This is a genomic window from Nostoc edaphicum CCNP1411, assembly GCF_014023275.1.
Classification (GTDB): domain Bacteria; phylum Cyanobacteriota; class Cyanobacteriia; order Cyanobacteriales; family Nostocaceae; genus Nostoc; species Nostoc edaphicum_A.
In genome coordinates this window covers 4118178-4136453 of sequence record NZ_CP054698.1, presented here as the reverse complement: position 1 = coordinate 4136453, position 18276 = coordinate 4118178, and the positions used below count along the sequence as shown (strand labels likewise).

15 protein-coding genes and 1 CRISPR repeat array are annotated in these 18276 nt (G+C 41.1%); of the genes, 9 read left to right on the top strand and 6 right to left on the bottom strand.

The genetic code is table 11. The features are described from left to right. The first annotated feature begins 584 nt into the window (after positions 1-584). On the top strand, positions 585-956 hold the full coding sequence (locus HUN01_RS19935) for a hypothetical protein (RefSeq protein ID WP_181927651.1): 372 nt from the start codon (positions 585-587) through the stop codon (positions 954-956). A 275-nt stretch (positions 957-1231) separates the two neighbouring features. Beyond that, a complete protein-coding gene (gene wecB / locus HUN01_RS19930) occupies positions 1232-2362 on the top strand; it encodes a non-hydrolyzing UDP-N-acetylglucosamine 2-epimerase (protein WP_069073786.1) in 1131 nt (376 codons plus the stop codon). A gap of 192 nt (positions 2363-2554) precedes the next feature. Here the strand turns inward: wecB and HUN01_RS19925 are convergent, their stop codons facing one another. Next, the gene (locus tag HUN01_RS19925; RefSeq protein WP_181927650.1) at positions 2555-3145 is read right to left on the bottom strand and encodes a peptidoglycan-binding domain-containing protein; all 591 of its coding nucleotides are present in this window, start codon (positions 3143-3145) and stop codon (positions 2555-2557) included. 396 nt (positions 3146-3541) lie between these two features. Between HUN01_RS19925 and HUN01_RS19920 the strand changes: the two genes are divergently transcribed. The 4 genes from HUN01_RS19920 to aroF all read left to right on the top strand — a co-directional run bounded on the left by HUN01_RS19920 (position 3542) and on the right by aroF (position 9263). Further along, positions 3542-4309, top strand: a complete 768-nt coding sequence (locus HUN01_RS19920) for a circadian clock KaiB family protein (RefSeq protein ID WP_181927649.1) — start codon at positions 3542-3544, stop codon at positions 4307-4309. 252 nt (positions 4310-4561) lie between these two features. After that, positions 4562-6891: a CRISPR direct-repeat array (repeat unit 37 nt; unit sequence ATCGCAATCAACTAAAATCCCTATTAGGGATTGAAAC). A gap of 277 nt (positions 6892-7168) precedes the next feature. Then, complete coding sequence (rpsO, locus tag HUN01_RS19915; protein WP_041565894.1) at positions 7169-7438, top strand: 30S ribosomal protein S15; 270 nt, start codon at positions 7169-7171, stop codon at positions 7436-7438. Positions 7439-7449: 11 nt separating this feature from the next. Continuing rightward, positions 7450-7920, top strand: a complete 471-nt coding sequence (locus HUN01_RS19910; protein ID WP_181927648.1) for a PAM68 family protein — start codon at positions 7450-7452, stop codon at positions 7918-7920. Positions 7921-8204: 284 nt separating this feature from the next. Then, positions 8205-9263: a 3-deoxy-7-phosphoheptulonate synthase gene (gene aroF, locus HUN01_RS19905; RefSeq protein WP_181927647.1), complete on the top strand. Its 1059-nt coding sequence runs from the start codon at positions 8205-8207 to the stop codon at positions 9261-9263. A gap of 539 nt (positions 9264-9802) precedes the next feature. On the opposite strand, the gene HUN01_RS19900 is transcribed toward aroF, so the two are convergent. Further along, positions 9803-11458, bottom strand: a complete 1656-nt coding sequence (locus tag HUN01_RS19900) for a B12-binding domain-containing radical SAM protein (RefSeq protein WP_181927646.1) — start codon at positions 11456-11458, stop codon at positions 9803-9805. 375 nt (positions 11459-11833) lie between these two features. Here HUN01_RS19900 and HUN01_RS19895 point away from each other — a divergent pair, with 375 nt between their 5' ends. The 3 genes from HUN01_RS19895 to HUN01_RS36385 all read left to right on the top strand — a co-directional run bounded on the left by HUN01_RS19895 (position 11834) and on the right by HUN01_RS36385 (position 15798). Continuing rightward, the gene (locus HUN01_RS19895; RefSeq protein ID WP_181927645.1) at positions 11834-13453 is read left to right on the top strand and encodes a cyclic peptide export ABC transporter; all 1620 of its coding nucleotides are present in this window, start codon (positions 11834-11836) and stop codon (positions 13451-13453) included. 59 nt (positions 13454-13512) lie between these two features. Continuing rightward, the gene (locus tag HUN01_RS19890; RefSeq protein WP_181927644.1) at positions 13513-13743 is read left to right on the top strand and encodes a DUF6737 family protein; all 231 of its coding nucleotides are present in this window, start codon (positions 13513-13515) and stop codon (positions 13741-13743) included. Between the two features lie 864 nt (positions 13744-14607). Next, positions 14608-15798 carry a sensor domain-containing diguanylate cyclase gene (locus tag HUN01_RS36385; protein ID WP_181927643.1) on the top strand — a complete coding sequence of 397 codons (1191 nt, stop codon included), beginning with the start codon at positions 14608-14610 and terminating at the stop codon, positions 15796-15798. Between the two features lie 254 nt (positions 15799-16052). Here the strand turns inward: HUN01_RS36385 and HUN01_RS19880 are convergent, their stop codons facing one another. The 4 genes from HUN01_RS19880 to HUN01_RS19865 all read right to left on the bottom strand — a co-directional run bounded on the left by HUN01_RS19880 (position 16053) and on the right by HUN01_RS19865 (position 18101). Continuing rightward, positions 16053-16643, bottom strand: a complete 591-nt coding sequence (locus HUN01_RS19880) for a thioredoxin family protein (RefSeq protein ID WP_181927642.1) — start codon at positions 16641-16643, stop codon at positions 16053-16055. Between the two features lie 285 nt (positions 16644-16928). Then, a complete protein-coding gene (locus HUN01_RS19875) occupies positions 16929-17126 on the bottom strand; it encodes a CopG family transcriptional regulator (RefSeq protein ID WP_181927641.1) in 198 nt (65 codons plus the stop codon). A gap of 56 nt (positions 17127-17182) precedes the next feature. Further along, entirely contained in the window at positions 17183-17857 is a 675-nt protein-coding gene (locus HUN01_RS19870; protein ID WP_069073362.1) for a response regulator transcription factor, read from the bottom strand. 91 nt (positions 17858-17948) lie between these two features. Beyond that, the gene (locus HUN01_RS19865) at positions 17949-18101 is read right to left on the bottom strand and encodes a hypothetical protein (RefSeq protein ID WP_181927640.1); all 153 of its coding nucleotides are present in this window, start codon (positions 18099-18101) and stop codon (positions 17949-17951) included. Positions 18102-18276: the final 175 nt, after the last annotated feature.

Here is an 18276-nt window from a genome sequence, read left to right as displayed (position 1 = left end):
CCACCTCAACTGGTATCTTTTTTTTCTGAGATTTCACTATTCAGAAGATTTAGATAAATTATTTAACCTATCTAACCTGGTTTAACACACGTAGGGACTCAAAACACCCTGATAAATATACATAGATATTTAAGTATTCCTTGATACATGCAAAGACGAAGTAAATATTCTAAGTCCTTAGATGAGAAATTTATCCCAGGTATGGATAGGAATTACCAGCAAATAACAGCACAAATACTAGCAGATCATTTATTCAGCCCATCTATGAATTATGAGAACCACTACTAATTTTTATAAGAAATGTTAAGTTGAATAGGAGTAATGTCCTGGGGATCAAGGTTAAAAGCTCATACCTTTTAGGTTATATGCCTGAAGATAGATGCAGAAAAGAAGTTTTTTTAATAGATAGAAACTTGACTTTATATCCATAATTACAAAAAATTAACTGTAAACTTTAGTAAACAAATGCTCATTTTTCCGATTAGTTTTTATATACTGAATTTCACTGAAACAATTCAGTTTACTCGCAAAAAGTGAGATAAGACTGAAATTAAAATATGCTCTGTATTTTAGGAGGAAAAGTCATGGTTTCTGCTCAAAGCTCTAATCTAGGAAAGACCTACTCCTTGTTGATGATTAAAAGCTTTTTAATATGGACTTTTACATTAGCAGTATGCTTGTTGGTTGTGGGTTTTCCACTAGTTGTCTTGATGGCTACGGTCGGATGTCTGTTGTCGATTATCTTGCAATCTGTGATGCCTGTTAGTGCGGTTTTGCTTGTAGCAGGCGCTCTAATAATGTTTAATGTCATGGCAGTTGTATTGGCTGCGGGTGTGCTAACTGTTAAGGGAGTTCATCCTAGTGAAGTTAAATGGTTAAGCTGGCTGCATGGAGAGGCAGACCAAATGCAGACTACTGTTTACGCTGCTTGCCCTCTAACTTGTGAGATTAAGTAGTCATTACAGTTGAATTCGACAAACAGTGCGTCTGCCCGGTTAAGCCGGGTTTTTTCATGCTCTTTAGACATAATATTGAACTTGTGAGATTCAGTAGTCATTACAGTTGAATTTGACAAACAGTGCGTCTGCCCGGTTAAGCCGGGTTTTTTTATATTTTGTGTGATTTATCCATTTATATTTATGGTTTATGTGATGATTGACCGCCAACTATTGACTATTGATCACAGACCATTGACTATAACCATTGGCAAATTACAGATGATTAATGACTAATGACTAATCAAAAACGCGTTTGCATTATCTTAGGTACTCGCCCGGAAGCCATTAAACTAGCTCCAGTCATTCAAGTTTTCCAGAAATCTTCAGGTTTTGAGTTGCAAGTAATTCTAACTGGACAGCATCGGGAGATGGTTGAGCAAGTTATGCAACTCTTTAATATCAAGTCAGATTATAACTTGGAAATTATGCAGGTTCAGCAATCTTTAAATGATATTACCTGCCGTAGTTTACAAGGGTTAGAAGCGTTATTCAAGGTGGAAAAGCCAGATTTAGTAATCGTGCAGGGAGACACTACCACGGCTTTTGCCGCAGCTTTGGCAGCTTTTTATCAAAAAATTCCTGTTGGCCATGTAGAAGCAGGATTAAGAACTGATGATATATTCAATCCTTACCCAGAAGAAGCTAATCGGCGGTTGATTTCTCAAATTACTCAGTTGCATTTTGCGCCGACTCCTTGGGCTGTGGAAAATTTGCATCGTTCTGGTGTTTTGGGTGAAATTCACATGACGGGTAACACGGTAATTGATGCGTTGTTAAGTGTCGCTGCAACTCAAGTAGTTTGCAATGTCCCAGGCTTAGACTGGGAATCATATCGAGTTCTGTTAGCAACTGTTCATCGTCGGGAGAATTGGGGAGAACCCCTACAAGCGATCGCTCAGAGCTTTTTACAAATTCTAGACAAGTTTCCTGATACAGCTTTGCTGCTACCATTGCACCGCAATCCGACAGTGCGAGTCCCGTTGCAGGAACTTTTAGGGAATCATCCCCGGATTTTCTTGACAGAACCTCTAGATTATGGCGAATTGGTGGGAGCAATTGAGCGATCGCATCTTTTGCTTACGGACTCTGGTGGTTTGCAAGAAGAAGCCCCCAGTTTGGGAAAACCAGTACTGGTTTTGAGAGATACCACTGAAAGACCAGAAGCGGTTGCAGCCGGTACAGCCAAACTTGTAGGCACCAAAAGTGAGGACATTTTTGCAGCTACAGCGGAGTTACTCAGCAATCCAGATGCTTATGAAGCAATGGCAAATGCAATCAATCCTTTTGGAGATGGTCATGCAGCAGAGCGAATTTTGCAGATTGTGCAAAATTACTTGGGTATTTCATCAGAAACATCAACTTAGAAACTTAGGTTAAACAAAATGCAAAATTTCTGTTTTTCAAGGTGCATAAAATCGGCTTTTATCCCGGTTTTTAATTTTTACCAAGAAAGGCAGTTCTTGCAGAGGGCAGTTCTAGCGGAAAATCACCCTCTGCTTCCCCTAGGGCAGAAAAATACGCGCTTAGAACAAGAGTTTAAGACCTCTCACTTCTGGTTAAATACCCAGAGCAGCTCGAGTTTCGGGGCCCACAACACCATCTACAAGTAGACCTTTACTTTGCTGAAAGCTGCGGACTCGGCTAACAGTTTGTTGACCGTAAATTCCATCAACTCTAAGATTACCTAAAGCTGTTTGAAGGTCTCTAACAAGCTGACCTCTAGAACCAGGGGTAAGAATCACCGAACCACCAACGCCACCAGGTCTAGTCACAGGAGGATTGCTAGGTCTATCACCAACCCATCGGGAAAAAACGTATCTACCCGTAGAAAGCCTAGCAAAACCGTTTTCATATCTTTCAATAGCTGGAAGTGTAGTGCCATTTGGTACACAATCTACATAGGAATAGTTAGTGCTTGGGCCTGTACGGATACGTAAACAACTGCCGTTAGTTTTTACATAAGCAGCTGAACTCATTTGAATTTGGGTAACAGCCGCAAGTAACACACCAACACCTGCTAAAGCTAACCAAGCCGAAGATTTAAGTAGTTTTTTCCAATTGAATTGAGGTTTAGGGAGATGATATTTAGTGTTACCAGATGCCTCTTCTTGAGCAATAAACATGTGAGAATAAGCAAGATATTCCATAATGCTCCTTTATATGCAAAGATGAGTATTTGCAGAGAATCACTTAATTGCTCTCTGTATTTATTCTTAGTATATTTTATATCACCACCTTTCAAAAGGTTTTTACTGGTAGCGAAATTAAGAAAAAATAAAATTAGTCAGAAGATTTCTGAGAAAATTCGATGTTTACAACCGTCTACACCAACGCGCTGATTTAGTATAAAAATCACCAGGCATTGGCATAATCTGCGGTAGACAGAGTAATTTATTTCTTGGAAGTCCCTTAGAGACTGAAAACTAGATTTACACGATTTTTAATTTTTAATGGGTTTCCAATTTTCTAGCTGATCCTGGTTGCGGTTATAGCTAAGGTAAAGGTAAAAGAGAGAATTTTTTACCTTTAGCTCCTTAGCCTCTGTGAATAACTTGACGACAAATAAACTATCTACACCCCAGTTGTTTAAAGGCATTGCGCTATTTACACCTGGAGGAGATTTAATTTACTGCATCGACCCTAGCAAACAAGGTCGATGGCACTTGCATTTATGCTCGGCTTTGCAGGAAATCCTAGATTTACCAGAGCCGCCGCACTTTTTAGTGCCTTGTTATACTGCGACTATTGACAATTGGTTAGATCCGCGTACTCAACAAGTGCGAACTTTTGCTGAAGCTTATCCGGCTGTAATTAGACATCAAACTTTGCTGAATGCTATTTTTGGTACTGGAGAGTTAGTATGGCAACCAGCTCCTTGGCAGGATGGGTTATGCGATCGCATGGTGTTAACAACTTATCGTTCCTCATTTTCGCAGCTTTGGGAGGATCACGATTTAATTGTCCGTCTAGACCTTTCTGAACCTGTGCCAAAATACCACCAGCCAGTTATAGTACAAAAAAAAGAAGCAATTACACAAGGTTATGTTCTCCGCTTGTTTGTTGCTGGACACAGCAGCACTACCGAACGCATCCTTCAAAATTTACACGAATTATTAGAGCGATCGCTCGGACATCCTTATACTCTGAAGGTAATTGATGTTTTAAGCCATCCAGAACAAGCAGAACTCAATCAGGTTTCTGCAACTCCTACCCTTGTCAAGGTTTGGCCTCACCCAATTCGCCGAATCGTTGGAGAGTTGGATCATGTAGAAAAGATTTTACAGATGTTAGCTGCTAAGGAAAATTTTTAAATAATCAAGCTAGTTTTTTGCGAAGTGCGCGAATGGGTAGGTGTTGGTGAAGGGGTGACTACAAAAATGGCTAGATTGCCGTATATCAAAGGGTTTGAGGGATTCAGCATCTTTAAACCATCCGCGCACCTTATGTAGACTGACTTTCAGCTATTTACAGTTAGCACAATTGCCACTCCTTATGTTATGATTTCTGCATCCGCGCTATTGAACCTTGAAAACCAAATAACACAAGCTTTTCAGACGCCTGCGATCGCAATCAACTAAAATCCCTATTAGGGATTGAAACACTGGCGTTAGTGGCGATGGCATAGTTGCCTATAGCATCGCAATCAACTAAAATCCCTATTAGGGATTGAAACTAAGAGTTTGGCATTCTTACTCAGGTTACAGCGATCAATCGCAATCAACTAAAATCCCTATTAGGGATTGAAACCCAAATTTGATTGATAATAGTAAGCAATTTAAAGATCGCAATCAACTAAAATCCCTATTAGGGATTGAAACAAAACAGTGCTTACAAACACCTTAAACAAGCCAATCGCAATCAACTAAAATCCCTATTAGGGATTGAAACTCCGCGCTGCATGTGGCGCGGGTGCTTGCTCCGGTATCGCAATCAACTAAAATCCCTATTAGGGATTGAAACTATCAATCTCGCCTTTAGAATCATTAAATCTTCTATCGCAATCAACTAAAATCCCTATTAGGGATTGAAACAGAAAGACTCTCAGGAGTAGGGTAATCAATCTCATATCGCAATCAACTAAAATCCCTATTAGGGATTGAAACATCTTGATGAGTATGACTCTGTAGGCTATAACGTATCGCAATCAACTAAAATCCCTATTAGGGATTGAAACCTCTTAGTCTGTGGTAACAATCTATATCTATCTGATCGCAATCAACTAAAATCCCTATTAGGGATTGAAACATAGGAAAACATGACTCTTTCAGATATTCTAAAAATCGCAATCAACTAAAATCCCTATTAGGGATTGAAACTGACAGTAATAGCCCTGGAAGCATCAGCATCTTTAATCGCAATCAACTAAAATCCCTATTAGGGATTGAAACTTTACGTGTAGTAGGTTTGTCGTAGGTCTAAAAATATCGCAATCAACTAAAATCCCTATTAGGGATTGAAACATATTTGCTTAAATGCTAATATGTCAAATTGAGGAATCGCAATCAACTAAAATCCCTATTAGGGATTGAAACGGGGATGTTGGGGGGCAGTTTCATTTTCATCCCAGATCGCAATCAACTAAAATCCCTATTAGGGATTGAAACTTCTACAGACCCTCAGCTAGCGGCGCTGGCAAGAATCGCAATCAACTAAAATCCCTATTAGGGATTGAAACATAGAATTTGATCCATTTGAATGGTATATACAAAACATCGCAATCAACTAAAATCCCTATTAGGGATTGAAACGTTCTCTGTCCTGATGAAAAATTAGCTGCTGACCTTCCATCGCAATCAACTAAAATCCCTATTAGGGATTGAAACTCTTATCCGTTTATCGGTCTTGGTGTTATTATGCAATCGCAATCAACTAAAATCCCTATTAGGGATTGAAACTGTTGCTGCTATGCCTTGTAGTATCGTTATTCCGCATCGCAATCAACTAAAATCCCTATTAGGGATTGAAACGATCGTTATTCATATTGGGATAATTCAAAAATATATCGCAATCAACTAAAATCCCTATTAGGGATTGAAACAAATCGTTTTGACACGAGCAAAGCCAATGATTCATCGCAATCAACTAAAATCCCTATTAGGGATTGAAACTGAACATCGGTGGGGACTTCCCCAACCTGAGCGAATCGCAATCAACTAAAATCCCTATTAGGGATTGAAACTTTTACTGCCATCAACAGTATACAAAAAACCACCGATCGCAATCAACTAAAATCCCTATTAGGGATTGAAACAGATAACTCCAAATCCTTGATTAACCTAGTCTTTTATCGCAATCAACTAAAATCCCTATTAGGGATTGAAACATCCAAGGTTTACTGAGTCCGCGATCGCTAAACATCGCAATCAACTAAAATCCCTATTAGGGATTGAAACTAGCTTATGTTTATAGGAGGAATAAGCTAAAAACCATCGCAATCAACTAAAATCCCTATTAGGGATTGAAACCTATTGATGCTCTTTACCAAGGGTTTAAAAGCATCATCGCAATCAACTAAAATCCCTATTAGGGATTGAAACGGTTATGTTGAAATTCCCGCCAGGGGGACAATCAAATCGCAATCAACTAAAATCCCTATTAGGGATTGAAACGAATAGACCAATTCCTCTTATCAACCGTAGATATCGCAATCAACTAAAATCCCTATTAGGGATTGAAACACGCTTATGATTCCACAGCAAAGGACAAACACCCTATCGCAATCAACTAAAATCCCTATTAGGGATTGAAACATGATTAATTACAATAACGCCGACTGGTTAGATAAATCGCAATCAACTAAAGTCCCTATTAGGGATTGAAACGCAGCTTGAGCAAAAGTATCTGCGATCGCTTGTTATTGCAATCAACTAAAATCCCTATTAGAGGTTGTTTGAAAAGTGTTTCGCTGTGACTTTAGGCACTTTTAGATCCCCCCTAACCCCCCTTAAAAAGGGTGGAACCGGAATCAAAGTCCCCCTTTTTAAGGGGGATTTAGGGGGATCTAAAATTTTTGATACCAAGGAGTATGATAAAAGTTTTGCTTCTTGATTACTTTGTATCAAAAAGTACAGTCTTTAGGCTATATAAGGTCATTCCACATCCAGCTTGAGGGCTGTGATATTATGGGAGACTGCTGCATACATTTAGAAAAACTAGAAACTGAATCGATCATGGCCCTGACGCAACTGCGGAAACAAGAAATAATTTCCAATTACCAAGTTCACGAAACCGACACTGGCTCGGCCGATGTCCAAGTAGCCATGCTCACTGAGCGGATTAACCGCCTCAGCGAACATCTCCAGGCAAATAAAAAAGACCATTCTTCCCGGCGGGGACTGTTAAAGCTAATTGGTCAGCGCAAGCGTCTTCTAGCTTATATATCGCAGGAAAGCCGCGAAAAATATCAAGCTTTGATTGCTCGCCTTGGTATTCGTGGATAGGACTACCGCTTATGTCTGCTGAAGAATCTGAACGCAGTCGCTTGCCCTTTGAACCAAACAAAAAGCGCCAAAAACCCGCAAAAGGTCAAAGTAAACCAGCAGCACAGCCACAAGAATCCGTCAAACAGGCTGAGAGAAAGGTGCCTTACACCAAACAAGAGATGGCAATTCCCCAAGTAGTCAGCGAACGCATGATCAGACGCGTAGCTGGGTTCTGTGGTGTACCAACAGCTTTGGGCATTAGCGCCTTGGTTGTTAGCTATCTGCTTGCTATCTACTCCGACATCCGACTACCTCCCATCGCCGTGCTACTGGTGAATATGGGATTATTTGGTTTGGGGGTCTTAGGGATAACTTATGGCGTTCTCTCTGCCTCTTGGGATGAAGAAAAAGATGGAAGTTTGCTGGGTTTGGGTGAGTTCAACACCAATTGGGGACGAATGGTGGCAGCTTGGCGCGAAACTCGGCAAAAAAACTCATAATAAACGGCGCTCAGGTATTACATAACTGCGGTATTGGGTAAATAAAGAAGTGAATGTTGAAGTTGAAATTTTATAACTTCAACATTGCTAATTAAATTTTATATAATACTTTTTATACCCGTACATGCAGTTATTTAGTAGTAAAACTACTGACTGAGCGCTATATTTTGTCTATTTATTTTGTAAATAAGTTTTATTTTTAACTACTCGTAATTAGGCTGATAAGCAACAATAAAGTTAGCCCATTTACAGAAAATTTTACTCAATTAATCAGGAACTTTCACATGATTATAGTAATGAAAAGTGGTTCCCCAGAGGCGGAAATAAACCGCATTGATGAGGAACTAACTAGCTGGGGACTAACTCCAGAAAAAATCGTTGGTCAACACAAAGTAGTTATTGGTCTAGTAGGTGAAACCGCCAACTTAGATCCATTACAAGTTCAGGAAGTTAGCCCCTGGATTGAGCAGGTGTTACGGGTAGAGCAGCCTTACAAACGAGCCAGCCGCCAGTATCGCCACGGTGAAGCTTCAGAAGTGGTGGTTAATACTCCCAATGGAGCAGTGGTATTTGGTGAACACCACCCCTTAGTAGTCGTTGCTGGCCCGTGTTCGGTAGAAAATGAAGAAATGATTGTGGAAACAGCACGGCGCGTCAAGACGGCTGGAGCCAAGTTTTTGCGCGGCGGGGCATACAAACCCCGGACTTCACCTTACGCCTTCCAAGGACACGGCGAGAGTGCTTTGGATTTGTTGGCGAAGGCGCGGGAAGTGAGCGGACTAGGTATTATTACAGAAGTTATGGATGCCGCCGACCTGGATAAAATAGCAGAAGTTGCTGACGTAATCCAGGTGGGGGCAAGGAATATGCAGAATTTCTCCTTGCTCAAAAAAGTGGGAGCGCAGCCGAAACCAGTTCTGTTGAAGCGAGGAATGGCCGCTACTATTGAAGATTGGTTGATGGCAGCCGAGTATATTTTGGCATCTGGCAATCCCAATGTGATTTTGTGTGAAAGGGGAATACGCACCTTTGACCGCCAGTATACGCGAAATACGCTGGATATATCAGTAGTACCAGTGTTGCGAAAGCTGACTCACCTGCCAATCATGATTGACCCCAGTCACGGCGTGGGTTGGTCTGAGTTTGTGCCTTCAATGGCAATGGCTGCGATCGCAGCTGGTACAGATTCCCTGATGATAGAGGTTCACCCCAATCCTGCCAAAGCTTTATCCGACGGGCCCCAATCTCTCACACCAGACCGTTTTGACAACTTGATGCAAGAATTAGCAGTGATTGGTAAGGCGGTGGGACGCTGGCAACAACCAGCAGTTGCTTTGGCTTAAAATTCAGTTGCAACTTCTTCTAATCCCCACTCTGCTCCGCCTCTAATTTTATGTAGACCTACGGTGTATACACAAGTACTTATGACCCCCTCTAACTCCCCCTTGCAAAGGGGGAGAACCGGATATTTCCCCCCTTTGCAAGGCTACGGTGTATACACAAGTCCTAAAAACCTAGCTTGATAAGACTTTCCTCGTTCCCAGTCTCCGACTGGGAATGCATTCATTGAGTCTCTGACTCAATGCCAGATTGGAGACAGAGCCTCAACGAGGAGCATTCTCATGCAGAGCATGGGAACAAGATAAACGAGAGAACAATGAAAAATCAAACTTTTTTGACTTGTGTATACACCGTAGCCTTTGCAAGGGGGGACTAAGGGGGGTAAATCTAGATTCATTATTGTGTGTACACCGTAGCTAAAAAAGGGGGGAACCGGAATCAAAGTCCCCTTTTTTAAGGGGGATTTAGGGGGATCTAAAATTTTTGATTCCGACAAGAAGACTTTTCAAACAACCTCTGAGACTAGACTAATCAATGACAGTTAGCTACGAACTTTAGTGAGAATTTTTTGGGAATAAAACGAAGCCGATTCTTGATTCTTGGCACAATCTTGGGCAAACTTAATCAAATGGTGTCCGACAAGTCCAACATGAATCAAGTTTTCAATATTACCTGCTTTTAGTGCTGGCTTTGCCATTTTCCAGAAAGTCTGACGATAATTACTAAATATGCCTATCCGCAACAAAATATTAGCTAAATAAGTTAAACCTTTGCGAATATTAGCCCCAGAAGTTCGAGACGGGCTGTTAGGAACTTCGATACGGTTTGGATAGGTGTGTTCCATATTGTAGGCAAACCGCTGATATAAAAATTCTGGCTCATAAGCAGTTGTGATGCAGCGCCGCCACATCTCAACAACTTGCTCATAAGGCATTAAAAACTCCACATTTGATTCACGGCTTTCATCAAAGACAAGTCGTCCTTCTGCTTCTAATCTCCGCCATAAAGGAGTTCTTGGTAAAGCATGAAGTAAGTTAATTGTCAACATGGGAATTTGGGATGCCCGAATAAATTCGATAATTCGATCTGCTGTTTCTGGTGTATCTGTATCTAACCCGATAATGATTCCTGATACTACTTCCATGCCATAGCTATTTAAAACCTGAATTGCTTTTAAGATTGGCATACTCAGATTTTGGTCTTTGGAAATAGCATGGAGAGCATTTGCTTCAGGTGTTTCAATGCCGCAAAAGATTGTGCAGAAATAAGCTTCGCGCATCATCTCCAGCAGCTTTGGACTTTGAGCTAGGTTGAGAGTTGCTTCACAGGCAAACTGGATAGGGTAGCCATTGCGTTTTTGCCAGTCAATCAGGTGAGGAAGCAACTTCATGGCAGCGCGGCGATCGCCAACAAAGTTATCATCGACAAAATACACTGCTCCCAAATTGCCAGATTGTCGCATTGCGTCTAGCTCCGCGACTACTTGCTCTGGTGTTTTCATCCGGGGACTGTTGCCATAGAGTTCGGGAATATCACAAAACTCACAACGATAAGGGCAACCACTAGAAAACTGGACATTTGCTAGAAAATAATCATTGATATTCAGCAAATGATAAGCTGGGGTGGGAAACTCTGTTAAGGGTAAACGTTCCTTGGTTTCAAAGCGAATTTGCGTTTGGGGACGTTCCAGATTTTGGTCTAGATATTCGATCATGCGATCGCTTGCATCTCCCAATTCACCCAAGTGTAAAATGTCAAATTCAGGATAATATTCTGGACACCCAGATACCGAAGGGCCACCCACAACTGTAATTTTCCCGGCTCGATGGGCAAGTTCATTAATTTGATTAATCTGTGGTTTTTGGATATGCATTCCACTTACAATCACCACATCACACCATTGGTAATCAGCCCTTGTTGCTGATTTGACATTCTCATCAATAAACCGCACTTCCCATTCTTGAGGTAAGTAGGCAGCCACAATTAAAATACCTTGGGGTGGCATAAAAGCCCGGACATTGCCCATGAGTGGGTAGGCATGATGAAAAGTACCAAAGGAGCGGCTGTATTTCGGAAATATACACAGAATTCGTCGATGTTGCGAAGGAACGTAGCGGGTTCTTTGAGTGATCGGAGCGGTTTTGGAATCGGCCGCGACATGAATTTGGTTCTCTAAAGACTTTAGATTCACAGTCATTGCAAATTTCACCCTGGAAAACTGAGCAGCTAATTTGACAGTTTATTGACACAATCAGCTATGAGAAGGAGTCAGAAGACAGAATTCAGAATTCAGAATACCCCATGCCTGAAGTCAGGGGTAACAATCGGAAAGAATTTTTTCTTCTCCACGATAGCGTAGCGGTAGCGAATCCTTGAGCGTCTTAAAATCGGGGGCTTTAAACCTCGATTTTCCATCCAGTCGCACAGAATCCATTCTGGATTCTGGCTCCTGAATTCTGAATTCTTCTTTGGTAATGCAAACTAGCTTACCGTGATCTTTCAGAGGTTTTTAACTGTAAAATATAAAATTTCCCATAGAAGGGCGAACTGAGTTTGTTGGCAAGCCAATATCATGAATTTGATTTATTTTCTTTTGCGTTCTTCGTGGGGAATGGTAGCGATCGCGATCGCTACTGGATTCTTGAGTGGCGGTAGTAGTGCTGGTTTGATTGCCTTAATTAGCCGTGCTGCTAGTAGCGGTAATGCTTCCCGCCTCACATCGATAATTTGGGGTTTTGCGGGACTGGCAATAGTTGCACTGATTACCAGTATCATTTCTCAAGTGATGCTGATTCGCCTTTCTCAGAGTGCAGTTTTGCAATTACGGATGCGTTTGAGTCGCCAGATTCTCGCTTCCGAGTTGAGTCATCTGGAACGCTTGGGGAATCCTCGATTATTGGCAACTCTCACAGAAGATATTCAGGCGGTTGCCAATGCTGTTTATCAGATGCCTTTCATCTTTATTAATTTAGCGATCGTCTTGGGTTGTATTGCGTATATAACTTGGCTCTCTTGGTTAGTATTGTTAATGGTTTGTGGGATTTCAGTAGTTGCGATCGCTAGTTGTCAGTGGCTACTCAACAGAGGCGGTAAATTGCTGGCCCTAGCTCGTGAAGATGAAGATCAGCTATTTAAACATTTTCGCACCATTACCGAAGGAGTCAAGGAACTCAAGCTGAATTATAAGCGGCGTCAAGACTTTTTAGAAGAAAAACTAAAATCAACTGCTACCGAGTTCCGTCATCACAACGTGAACGGTCTAACTCTTTTTGCCATGACTTCAAGCTGGGGTCAACTCATATTCTTTTTTGCCCTCGGTTTTGTATTGTTTGCGCTGCCGAATCTGCTTACCATCAATGCCGAAACTCTCTCTGGTTACATTTTGACCTTCACTTACTTGGTGTTACCAATGGATAACATCATCAGCAAACTTCCTTTATTAAGTAAAGCCAGCATTGCCTTTCAAAAAATCGAATCTCTGGGTTTATCTCTAGCGAGTCGAACTGAAATATCCACTGTTCCACCTGCCCTGAAATCTGACTGGCACAGCTTAAAATTTAAAAGTGTTACCCACACTTACTACACAGATCAAGAAGATAATAGCTTTATCTTTGGCCCCATCAATCTAACACTATATCCTCAAGAATTGGTCTTCATTGTCGGCGGGAATGGTAGCGGAAAATCTACCCTAGCAAAGCTAATTACTGGACTTTACATCCCTGAGAACGGCGAGATTATCTTCGATGAGGAGCTAATTAGAGAAAAGAATCGAGAATGGTATCGCCAGCATTTCTCTGTGGTATTTTCCGACTTTTATTTATTTGAAGAACTTTTAGGATTAAAAAATTCCCTCTTGGATGCTCAAGCGACAAAATATTTACAACAACTGCAACTAGACCATAAAGTGAAAGTTGAAAATGGACAACTTTCTACCACGGCACTTTCTCAAGGACAACGAAAACGACTAGCTTTACTCACAGCTTACTTGGAAGATCGACCAATTTATCTATTTGATGAATGGGCAGCCGATCAAGATCCAGTATTCAAGGAAATATTCTACACTCAACTTTTGCCAGAACTGCGATCGCGGGGCAAAACAGTGCTAGTGATTAGCCATGACGATCACTATTTTCATTTAGCAGACCGAATTATCAAACTTGACTATGGAAAAATAGAGTACGACAAAACTTAATCTGTCAAAGTAACTCATAATTGTTAAAGGAATATTTGGAGTTTTACTAAATAAAACTAATGACTGAACAAAAACCCATAAGTCCTTGGAACTACAAACCTTGGTGGTGTCAGCCCTGGTCTATAGTTCTCACAGGTATAACACTGATTGGTGGTAGCTGGTTACTATTTAAAACTATCTGGCTAACAGTTCTCGTCTCTATCCCTGTAGTAACATGGATGGGATTTTTTGTGTTGTTTTGGCCACAACTAATGATTCGTAGTGGGATTTTGGAGTCGTATAAAGAGTAATTCAAGCCTGATGTGATACTGGAAATTGCTCTAGGGAGAAGAAAATTATTCCACTGTGTTTAGAGATTTAGCAGCAAAGTTTATTTAGAGGATGTTTAAAAAGTTTTGGGCGAATATAATTCAATACAGTTCAGATAAGATCAAAACACTTGTAGAGACGGCGATTTATCGCGTCTCGAAAACCCACAATTTTGTACAATTAGCTCTTAACCCAAGCGTATTGGAATATAATTCGCTACTACACACGCTAAGAGAATGTTTGAAAAGTATTTTTGGTAACATCTAAATCTCGGAAACCTAACCCCCCTAGCCCCCCTTCCCTACAAGGGAATGGGGGTTTCAAAGCCTCTCGATTTTTCGGGGAGAGGAATGGAAGCGGGGTTTCTAGTATACTTTGCGACTTTTCAAACAACCTCTAAGTCCACCTGCGTAGACTAGCAGAAAATCAAGTTTTATAACCCGCGTAGGCGGGTTTTGTATGTGTAGCCGCGACTTCTAGCAGAGGCAACTTGGTTTGGTCATAGAGAAAAATTCTGCATAACTTAGAACTCCTGCTGTAACTACTCTTGAGCCTATCTCTGCGCGTCTACGCAGAGATGATCGAGAGGGATTACAAAGTTAAGCGATCGCCTCCGTAGACCAGAAAGAGAAGTTGCAGGAGTTGGAAGCTGACCCTTGCAACTTACGTGTACATAGACAAATTAGCGGTATCAAAATTATCAAGTTTTGACGAAGGAAGCCTGACGATATAATAAGTTTTGATAATTTTTAGCTATAATTAATTATTTTCAAGCTGGCTTTGGGCAAAAGACCTTGTAAGCATCTACATATTCAGGGATTTTGCACAGTGAAAGCTAGGGTGACATGAACAACAGAGCAAACCAAAGGCATGAAGAACATCATGTAATACAATATTTCTGTATATTCAACCGAATGTTGATTGTCGTTGCAGAGATGTTTATGTCATGCAGCCTTGCTGCTGGAGAGGTAATCTTACAGTTGTTGCAAAATTTCCAGCGTCCCAGACTTTTCTGGCTAAGGCTCAGACACTCATCTGTGAAAACCCAAGCTGTTCCTCTACCTGAAAATGAAGCAGAAAGACTCAAAGCATTGGCGGAATACAATATTTTAGATACCCTGCCTGAAGAAGCATTTGATGATATAACTGCTCTTGCTGCCTACATTTGTAAGACTCCAATTGCTTTAATTAGCTTAGTTGATAGCGATCGCCAATGGTTTAAATCTAAGGTTGGACTAAAAGTTAGGGAAACACCTAGACAGTTGGCTTTTTGTGCCCATGCTATTCTTCAACCAGAGGATATATTAGTGGTTCCCAACGCCATCAATGACGATCGCTTTAATAATAATCCCCTAGTCAAAGGTAATCTCAAAATTCGTTTTTATGCTGGTGCTCCTCTAATTACACCCGATGGTCTTCCTATTGGGACGTTGTGTGTTTTGGATACCATTCCTCATCATCTAAGTTACCAGCAGTTAGATGCACTGCGCCGCCTAAGTCGTCAGGCGATCGCTCAGATGGAACTTATTCAGGAAGTCCGCAACCGCAAACAAGCATCGCTGACTGATGAATTAACCGGTTTGCATAACCGACGTGGTTTCTTTCTGATGGCTGAACAAGAGTTAAAAATTGCTCACCGCATGAAAGCGTTGTGCTGGGTGATCTTCATTGATTTAGATGGGCTAAAACAGATTAACGACACCCTTGGTCATGATATAGGAGATGCCTTAATTATTGATGCTGGTCAATTACTCAAGCAAAGTTTTCGGAACTCGGATATTGTTGCCCGCTTGGGTGGAGATGAGTTTATTGTTTTCATCTCCAGCTACTTTAAGGACGCTGATAGCATCCAAGAGTATCTGCAAGCAAATATCGCCAACTTTAATCAACAGCAAAACCGTAGCTATGAACTTTCAATGAGTATGGGGATAGAGCGTTACTCACCAGAAAGCAATATGTCACTAGAACAGCTAATCGCCAGTTCTGACAAATTAATGTACGCTCATAAGCGTCTCAAGCGCCAATCTCTTACATAAAGGGGACAGGGAAGTGGGGATTAGGTAGGTAATGCACTACGAAAACGACAGACTCAGGAACCATCAGAGTCTAAATCCCTTACATAATAATCTTTGATTGCGAATTACGTATTACATTACGTCCGGCTAATCAAGCTGAATAAAAAATGTTCGTAGTAAAGACTTTAGTCCTGACTTTGGGGACTGAAGTCCCCACTACAAACTGTTTATTATGGGTAATTTGACGGACATCATATTACGACTTACGAATTATCTTAATTTACTACTTGGCTGCCATGACTGCGGGGGTCATCTTGATTCGTCGTTGGTGCTACTGGGGCTGAAAACTTGGAAACTTTGCCGCTAGCTTGAGCATAAGGCAGAGACGAACCAGTAACCAAAGCTTCTAAATTGCTTGCCATAATCGTCCGGGGTTGATCGCCGATGGCTTGGGCGATGGTTTCTCCTTGCTGACTCAAAAATACAAAATGGGGAATCCCATCCACCCGATATCTCAGCATTTCTGGCAGCCACTTGGTATTATCCACATTCAGCATGACAAAATTCATCTTGTCAGCATACTCTGTTTCTAGTTGAGTGATATCTGGGGCCATTTTTTGGCAGACAGTACACCAATCAGCATAAAACTCTACTAGAGATGGTTTGCCGTTGCTGATTGCTACTTCTAACGGTGTGGAAGTCTCACTTAACTTAGCTAGAGTTGCCGAGGTTGTTTCAGTTCGCAATCCTAAGACGAGGGAAACGCTAAGTGCGATCGCTACCATTACAATTAAGAAATTTCTCAGACGTTTCCCAAATGTGGATTCAGGTTTTTCGGGAGAATTAAGAGGTGAATCAGTACTCATAACAGAATTATTAAAACTTATTAAGCAATTCTTCTTTAGTTTAGCTGACTCCACGCGCTCTTTTATCTCTCCACTTTGAAAGCTTTAATAGGGAATTGGGGATTGGATATCCTTAAAGATTTGAATCGGGAGTGCGTAGAGTCGATGGGGGCTATTATGCCCCGCACCACTAAGCTAGTAGTCTGTCAATAAATAATTGATGGAAAATCGAGATTGTGGCAAATCACAGTAGCAGATTTCTGAGATTTGGCGGGATATTCGAGTGAATAGTTACTGTGATTTTGATCAACTACCAACAGTTCTAGTTAAATCTGCTGCTTTCATCTCAGAGTTTTCAGCATTGTCAACCTCAAGAGTTCGGAGCAATTCTCGAATTACATCTGTTGCTGGTCTTCCCGTCAAAGCACAGTAGCATTCAAGTTTTTTCATTTCCTCGATTGTGAGATTTACTGTTAGTCGTTTAACAGCCCATTTTTTATTCATGATCCTCTTTTGTCTTGAATATGTTGCTTTTTATTGAAATTACCAAGTCATTATGATTACTCCCGTAGTGCATAGCCTACACCACGGACTGTATGAATCAAACGCTTTTCATTATTTTCTTCTAACTTGAGTCGCAAATAACGAATATAGACTTCAATAATATTAGAATCGCCCATAAAGTCGTAACCCCAAACTTTCTCTAAAATTTGGTCTCTAGTAAATACTTGACGAGGATGTGAAAGGAGATATTCTAATAAGTCAAACTCTTTTGCTGTTAACTCAATGCTTCGTTTTGTCCGAAAAACTTCACGGGTGCGGCGATTTAAGCTTAAGTCTTCAAATTGCAGCACATCTTCGTCTGTTTCTTGTGTGCGGCGGAGATGAGCGCGAATTCTAGCTAGTAGTTCCTCAATGCTGAAGGGCTTAACTACATAATCATCGGCTCCTGCATCTAATCCTGCCACGCGATCGCTCACTTCATCCTTTGCTGTCAACAAAATTACTGGTACTGTACTGCCTGTTGCTCGCAAACGCCGACAAATTTCCAAACCCGTTAAACCTGGTAGCATCCAATCCAGAATCGCTAAATCTGGTGATGAGTCTCGCGCCAAGGTTAGACCAGCAATGCCATCATGGGCTACACTTACTTTGTATCCTTCGCTACTAAGCTCTAATTCGACAAATCGCGCCAGTTTGACTTCATCTTCCACCAAAAGGATATGTGCTGTCATATTTTTGCTCCTAAAGCAGGTAATGTGAGATAAAAGTGCTACCATAACCTGGCTTTGAAAGTACGGCAACTTTGCCTTCAATACCTGATGTTCAAATTTCTCTATCATCTATAACTATGTCTGCAACCAAATAATTGAGTAGCAATAATTCAGGTTGTAATGGCATCATACTGTGACTTACTCGTGCTAGATCCAATAAGTTTTGCAAAATCTGAGTCATGTGATCTGCTTTTAAGACAGCCATCTCTAAAGCTTCTTGTTGGCTATCTGTGAGCGAATCGAACTCTATCGGTTTCTTGCTTTAGTTTGGGAATTTTCAATCTAATAAGCTATGGAAACCGCAGAATGAAGAAGCAAAGGAGCAGGATATTGGGGCAGGAAGCAGGGGGAAAAGGAGAAAACTCTCCCGCTTGCCCTAA